Origin of the sequence: Veillonella sp. CAG:933 (assembly GCF_000431435.1) — a bacterium.
Taxonomy (GTDB): domain Bacteria; phylum Bacillota; class Negativicutes; order Veillonellales; family Veillonellaceae; genus Veillonella_A.
Window position 1 is genome coordinate 50638 of record NZ_HF986232.1, and the last position, 6543, is coordinate 57180.

Genomic DNA, 6543 nt, shown 5'->3' on the forward strand with positions numbered 1-6543 from the left:
AAAATGTCAAATATCACTCGTGAAATGATAGAAACATTAGTGCGCCAAGTTGTGAACGAAAAATTAATGGTTACTAAGTCTATATCAAATAGTGGTGTCGGTGTAGTAAAGCTACCAATGATTGATGTAACTGAAGAAGATCGATTGGATACCGGGAACCCTAATGATAAAGTATATACTAAAGATTTGTTTTCATTAGATGAAAGTCCACGTTTAGGCTGTGGCTTGATGTTTATGGAAGACACTACATTCGACTGGACTTTGAATTATGATGAAATTGATTATGTAATTGATGGTGAGTTAAGTATTATTATTAATGGCGAGACGATTACAGCCGGACCGGGTGAAATCCTTTTGATTCCAAAGGGAAGTTCAATTCAGTTTTCTGTAAAAGGTAAAGCAAGATTTGTTTATGTTACCTATCCGGCAGATTGGCAATCGCAAGCCTAATAGAATGTTGATGAGTGTTAAAGCGAATACCGGACATTCTTTTATAGGTAAGGAGGTAAGGGCATGACTGAGAAAGAAAATTTAGCCAGTGTATTAGCCGGGGCATATAAATTGGATTATCGATGGCTCGTTATTGATTCGGAGCTGTTACAAATAAGAATTTATAAAGATGTTTCTGACGAAACGGAAGTTCCTTTGGAACTAAATTTTGATCCTCATTTTGCACAGTATATTGTGAATGTGTGTAAAAATAAGGACAATCCAATTGTTATTTCGGAAGTATTGGTTGAATTTTGTGCATCAGAAACACATGCTCTTTATTATGATAAGAAAAGCTATGAGGAACAAGCTATAGCTATCCGTCATAAACCGAATGAATTAACTGCTATACGAGAAGACGGGGAACGTTATTTATTAACGTTAAACGGCGTAGTACGCACAAATCCGGGGGATTGGGTAATTCGTGGTGTTAATGGTGAAGAGTATCCTTGTGACCCTGAAATTTTTAAAAAACTTTATGATATTATAGAAGAAGAACCTAAAGCATAGTATAATTAAAAAAACTGATTCAGTTTTCTGTAATCAGTAGTTTAATTAATTCTATGTTGGGAGTGAATCTTATGTCAGACTTAAAAGTAGGTGACAAAGCACCGGATTTTTCCGTTGTAAATGATGTCAATGAAACCGTTAACTTAAAAGATTTAGCAGGGCAAAAAGTTATTTTATATTTCTATCCGAAAGACAATACTCCTGGTTGCTCCATTGAAGCACAACAATTCAATGAAGCGTACAAAAAATTGCAAGATGCCGGTTATGTTGTTTTGGGTGTCAGTCGCGACACGGTAAAACGTCATGTGAACTTTAAAGAAAAATACGATCTGCAATTCAATCTCTTGGCCGACACCGATGAAGCCTTTTGTAATGCCTACGGTGTCATGAAAGAGAAGAAACTCTACGGCAAAACCTCCATCGGCATCGAACGGTCCACCTTTGTCATCGACGAAAAAGGCGTGTTAACCCATATCTACCGTGGAGTAAAAGCTAAAGAACACGTAGGGCAACTATTAGCTGATTTGAATATTCAATAGGTTGTTTCAAATTAATTTTCCACCACGGCTATCGCATGGTGAAGGCAACCTTCCGGCCTGCAGCAAATCGCTCTTAGGCGATTCACTAAGTAGTCTCAATGTTTAGTCTGTAGAAGGGATAAAAGATTTCCGCATTCTTCTGAGTTGCGCCGGCCGCGGGAATTGCTAGTTGCACAACAGTGATCCGAATTACGGCGGAATGTGCTTAGAGAAAAAAGCCCCATATACCTATCTTGAATGTCCATTAGCCGAATGGGTTGGGACTGAAAGATAGGTATATGGGGCTTTTATTTTGCAATTCCAATGTAATTAGAATACTGTAGGCGACTGCTATTCCTGAGCCGGTGCCAACGCACTCCACCAATGCCGCCGATACGCTTTTATCCCTTCCAGCACCACTTTTGATGCTTTGGATGCCAAGGCTTTGCTGGCCGGTGGGATGCCTTCCAGGCGATAGGCAATACCCATTTCCTTGTACTTAGCCGTACCCATCACGTGATACGGCAGGCAGTCGATGGTCTCCAGGTTTTTCAAAGAGCCGGCGAAAAAGCCGAGTCGATACCAACGATCTGCGTTATCCGTTATAGTAGGCACCACAACATGGCGCACCCAAATCGGCACATTGTGCTCATCGATGAAGCGGGCAAATTTCAAAATTTGTTTATTGCTTTGACCGGTCAAGGCGCTGTGTTTGTCGTCGTCGATTTCTTTTAAATCTAAGATAACGAGACTTGTTACGGCCATCAGCTTTTCGTATTGCTCTCGTTTGCTTTCTTCAAAGTAGATACCGCTCGTATCAAGGCAAGTATGAATGCCTCGTTCTCTAAAGTAGCTGAATAGCTCGATAACAAATGGCAGCTGCATTAATGCTTCGCCACCGGTGACGGTGAGGCCGCCGTTTTTATAAAAACTCTGATTGCGCTCAAATTGTTCCCATACTTCTTCGATGGTAATATTTTTACCTTGCTGCGCATCCCACGTATCCGGGTTATGGCAATAGGCACAGCGCATCGGGCAGCCCTGTAAAAATAGCACCATTCGTACACCGGGGCCGTCAACGGTGCCCATGGTTTCCAGAGAATGAATTCGTCCAATCATAATACGCCTTTCGTAATAAAAAATAGAAGCAAAAGAATTACCAGTAAGAAGCAAAATACAAAATGCGAAGGGCAAAGGGAGATTTTTCCACCCTTATATGACAATAGGCTCCTCGATACGGGGAGCCTATTGCACTATATATAACTACTGAGAAGGGGAGGGATAGAAGTTACATTTGTTCGTGGAAGGTACGAGAAATAACTTCATCCTGTTGTTGTTTCGTCAATTTGTTGAAGTGCACGGCATAACCGGATACACGAACGGTCAACTGTGGATATTTTTCAGGGTACTGCTGTGCATCGAGGAGCATTTCACGGTCGAAAACGTTGACGTTCAAATGATGACCGCCTTTTTCAGAATAGCCATCCAATAACTCTACTAAATTATCGATTTGTTGTTCGTTGCTCATATTACTTGTCCTCCTTTTCGGAAATGGAAACATTAGGCTCGCGACAGGCCAGGTTTTCATTATTGACAGGTAAACCGGTCGGCATATCGCTCTGTAAAACTGCATCAAGATCCAGATCGATGTCTAAATCACTCATACGAACCATGGTTTCGCCATTTTTGCCAAGCGCATCCGGAATGATGGAGAAGGTGTTGGAAATACCGTCGCTCGCATCACGCCAAGGCATTTTGGCAACTGACGCCATGGAAGAAACAGCCCCGTGAGAGTCGCGTCCGTGCATCGGATTAGCGCCCGGTGCAAACGGTGTACCCTGTTTACGGCCGTCCGGTGTGCTACCGGTGGCGTTACCGTATACTACATTGGATGTAATTGTCAAAAGGGACATGGTAGGCACACTTTCGCGGTAGGTAGGATGTTTACGGATTTTGTTCATGAATGCGGATACAACGAAGGCCGCCAAATCATCAACACGGTCATCGTCGTTACCGTATTTAGGGAAATCCCCTGTGATTTCAAAATCAACAGCTACCCCGTTTTCATCACGAATCGGTTTTACCTTGGCATATTTAATAGCGGACAAGGAGTCGGCTACTACGGATAAACCGGCAATACCGGTGGCAAACCAACGCGTAACTTTGCGGTCGTGAAGCGCCATTTCCAATTTTTCGTATGCATATTTATCGTGCATGTAGTGAATGATGTTGAGGGCATTCACGTAAACGCCGGCCAACCATTCCATCATGTCGTCAAAACGTTCCATTACTTCATCGAAATCAAGGTATTCGGAAGTAATCGGACGATATTTAGGTCCAACTTGTTTTTTGAGTTTTTCATCGACACCGCCGTTGATTGCATAGAGCAAGCATTTAGCGAGGTTACAACGAGCGCCGAAGAACTGCATTTCTTTACCGATACGCATTGGTGATACGCAGCAGGCGATAGCATAGTCGTCACCGCTGTTAGGACGCATCAATTCGTCGTTTTCATACTGAATCGAAGACGTTTGGATGGACAATTTAGCACAGAAACGTTTGAAACCATCCGGCAAGCGAGGGGACCAGAGAACGGTGAGGTTCGGTTCCGGAGCCGGGCCTAAGTTGGTCAGCGTGTGCAAGTAACGGAAGGACATTTTGGAAACGAGCGGACGACCGTCGGAGCCCATCCCGCCGATGGATTCGGTTGTCCAAACCGGATCGCCGGTGAAGAGGTTATTGTATTCGATAATGCGGGCAAAACGCACCATGCGAAGTTTCATGATGAAATGGTCAACCATTTCCTGAATTTCTTCTTCTGTATAGCGGCCTTCTTTAAGGTCACGTTCGGCGTAGATGTCGAGGAAGACAGTGTTACGGCCGATAGACATGGCAGCGCCGTTTTGTTCTTTAATAGCGCCTAAATAACCGAAGTATAACCACTGAATCGCTTCTTTTACGTCTTTGGCCGGTTGGCTGATATCGAAGCCGTAAGAAGCCGCCATAGCTTTTAATTCTTTTAAGGAACGAATTTGGTCACGAATTTCTTCACGGTCGCGAATAATCGTAGCCGTCATGTCGCCCATAGTGATGGCGAAATCTTTTTCTTTTTCTTCGATTAAGCGGTCAATCCCGTAAAGGGCTACACGGCGATAGTCGCCGATGATACGACCGCGGCTGTACGCATCCGGTAAACCGGTAATGATGTGTGCGGAACGAGCGGCACGCATTTCCGGCGTATACACATCGAAAACACCGTCATTGTGAGTTTTACGATGCTTTTTGAAAAAGTCTTCCAGCTGAGCGTCCATTTCGAAACCGTATTCTTGTAAAGCACTCTTGGCTGTACGTAAACCGCCGTACGGGAACATAGCGCGTTTCAACGGTTTATCGGTTTGAAGACCAACAATTTGTTCTAATTCTTTGATAATGTAGCCGGGGCCGTGGGAGGACACCGAAGTGGCAATATCCGTATCGGCATCGATAACGCCGCCTTTTTCTTTTTCTTCCTCATACAGACGAAGAACTTCTTGCCAAAGTTTAAGAGTACGATCCGTAGGACCGGCTAAAAATGAGTCGTCCCCAACATAGGGGTTATAGTTACGTTGGATAAAGTCACGAACGTCAATGGCTTTATCCCATACACCTGTAATGAAGCCTTTCCATGCAGTATTTTGCATTGCGGCACCTCCATTAAGGAAATAAAGAATTATTATAAGATGCTTTAAGTGTATACCGAATTGGCATTTAATTCAATAATTGTAATGATATTAATTTTCGATTGTTAAAATGCTAAAAATAAAAGATGTGTAAAAATAAGACTTTTTATGACATATCTATAAAAATTTATGTCAAAAAAACAAAAATTATTGTTAGCTATCATTACGGTGTATGACTAAGAAATGTCTTTTTGGATTGTTTTTATCCATAAAATATGACTTTGTTTCTTATGATTATATTATAAAGCAGGGGATACCAATAGTCTGTAGCTATAGCTACAAAAATAGTGGGAATTAAAAATTAAGCGTGACTCAAGCTATAAGCCGGCATTAAATTTTATATTTAAAATTTTGAATATAAAGTGGACATATAGGAATAAAGCTGTTTGAATTGTGAAATAACACACTTACAAAATGTTTATTGCAAATTTACGTTTTTACTACTAGACAAGATAAATGAAAAATGTTATCATTAACACATAGAAATATTGAAAAAATTAAATCTAGTGGATTGCGGTTGCCAAAAGGCAATCGATGATTATAAAATTCGATAATTCTTTTTTCGTAACATTTTTGTTATGTATTTTATTTTTATCCCCTTGGACGGGGAAGGAGGTATTTTTATGGCATACACATTACCTGAATTACCATATGCTTACGAAGCTTTAGAACCGCATATCGATGCAGAAACAATGCATTTTCATCATGATAAACACCACAACACCTATGTTGTTAACTTAAACGCTGCTATTGAAAAACATCCTGAATTGGGTGAAAAAGACGTAGAAGCGTTGATCACTGACTTAAACGCTGTACCGGAAGATATCCGCACGGCTGTTCGCAACAATGGCGGCGGTCATGCTAACCATACATTCTTCTGGAACATTTTGGCACCGAATGCAGGCGGTAACCCTACGGGCGCTATTGCCGGTGCTATCGATGAAGCTTTCGGCAACTTCGAAAACTTCAAAGCTGAATTCGGCAAAGCTGCTACCGGTCGTTTCGGTTCCGGTTGGGCTTGGCTCGTAGTAAACAACGGCAAATTGGAAATCTTGTCCACGGCTAACCAGGACTCCCCACTTAGTGACGGCAAAACTCCGGTATTGGGCCTTGATGTGTGGGAACATGCATACTACTTGAAATACAAGAATGCTCGTCCTGATTACATCGCCGCTTTCTGGAATCTCGTTAACTAGGATCAAGTAAACGCTCATTATGCGGCAGCTACTAAATAAGAGCTGACTGCTTGATGTGAGTCTCGAATGGCTCGTATAATTACATAGTTTGTGAAAACGTCCCCGCTTGCA

At 42.1% G+C, this 6543-nt stretch carries 7 protein-coding genes; 4 read left to right on the forward strand and 3 right to left on the reverse strand.

Translation table 11 applies throughout. The annotated features are described in order from the left end of the window. Positions 1-3: 3 nt before the first annotated feature. The 3 genes from QZL64_RS11915 (at position 4) to bcp (ending at position 1538) form a co-directional block, all read left to right on the forward strand. Positions 4-450, forward strand: coding sequence for a cupin domain-containing protein (locus QZL64_RS11915; protein WP_021842185.1), 447 nt, complete (start codon positions 4-6; stop codon positions 448-450). Between the two features lie 63 nt (positions 451-513). Then, a complete protein-coding gene (locus tag QZL64_RS11920) occupies positions 514-999 on the forward strand; it encodes a hypothetical protein (protein ID WP_021842186.1) in 486 nt (161 codons plus the stop codon). Positions 1000-1070: 71 nt separating this feature from the next. After that, complete coding sequence (gene bcp, locus QZL64_RS11925; protein WP_021842187.1) at positions 1071-1538, forward strand: thioredoxin-dependent thiol peroxidase; 468 nt, start codon at positions 1071-1073, stop codon at positions 1536-1538. A gap of 330 nt (positions 1539-1868) precedes the next feature. On the opposite strand, the gene pflA is transcribed toward bcp, so the two are convergent. From pflA to pflB, 3 genes are all read right to left on the reverse strand, one after another. Beyond that, positions 1869-2636, reverse strand: a complete 768-nt coding sequence (gene pflA / locus QZL64_RS11930; RefSeq protein ID WP_021842188.1) for a pyruvate formate-lyase-activating protein — start codon at positions 2634-2636, stop codon at positions 1869-1871. 169 nt (positions 2637-2805) lie between these two features. Beyond that, positions 2806-3045: an autonomous glycyl radical cofactor GrcA3 gene (gene grcA3, locus QZL64_RS11935; RefSeq protein ID WP_021842189.1), complete on the reverse strand. Its 240-nt coding sequence runs from the start codon at positions 3043-3045 to the stop codon at positions 2806-2808. Position 3046: 1 nt separating this feature from the next. Further along, positions 3047-5197: a formate C-acetyltransferase gene (pflB, locus tag QZL64_RS11940; RefSeq protein ID WP_021842190.1), complete on the reverse strand. Its 2151-nt coding sequence runs from the start codon at positions 5195-5197 to the stop codon at positions 3047-3049. A gap of 662 nt (positions 5198-5859) precedes the next feature. Here pflB and QZL64_RS11945 point away from each other — a divergent pair. Continuing rightward, positions 5860-6432 carry a superoxide dismutase gene (locus QZL64_RS11945; protein WP_021842191.1) on the forward strand — a complete coding sequence of 191 codons (573 nt, stop codon included), beginning with the start codon at positions 5860-5862 and terminating at the stop codon, positions 6430-6432. Positions 6433-6543: the final 111 nt, after the last annotated feature.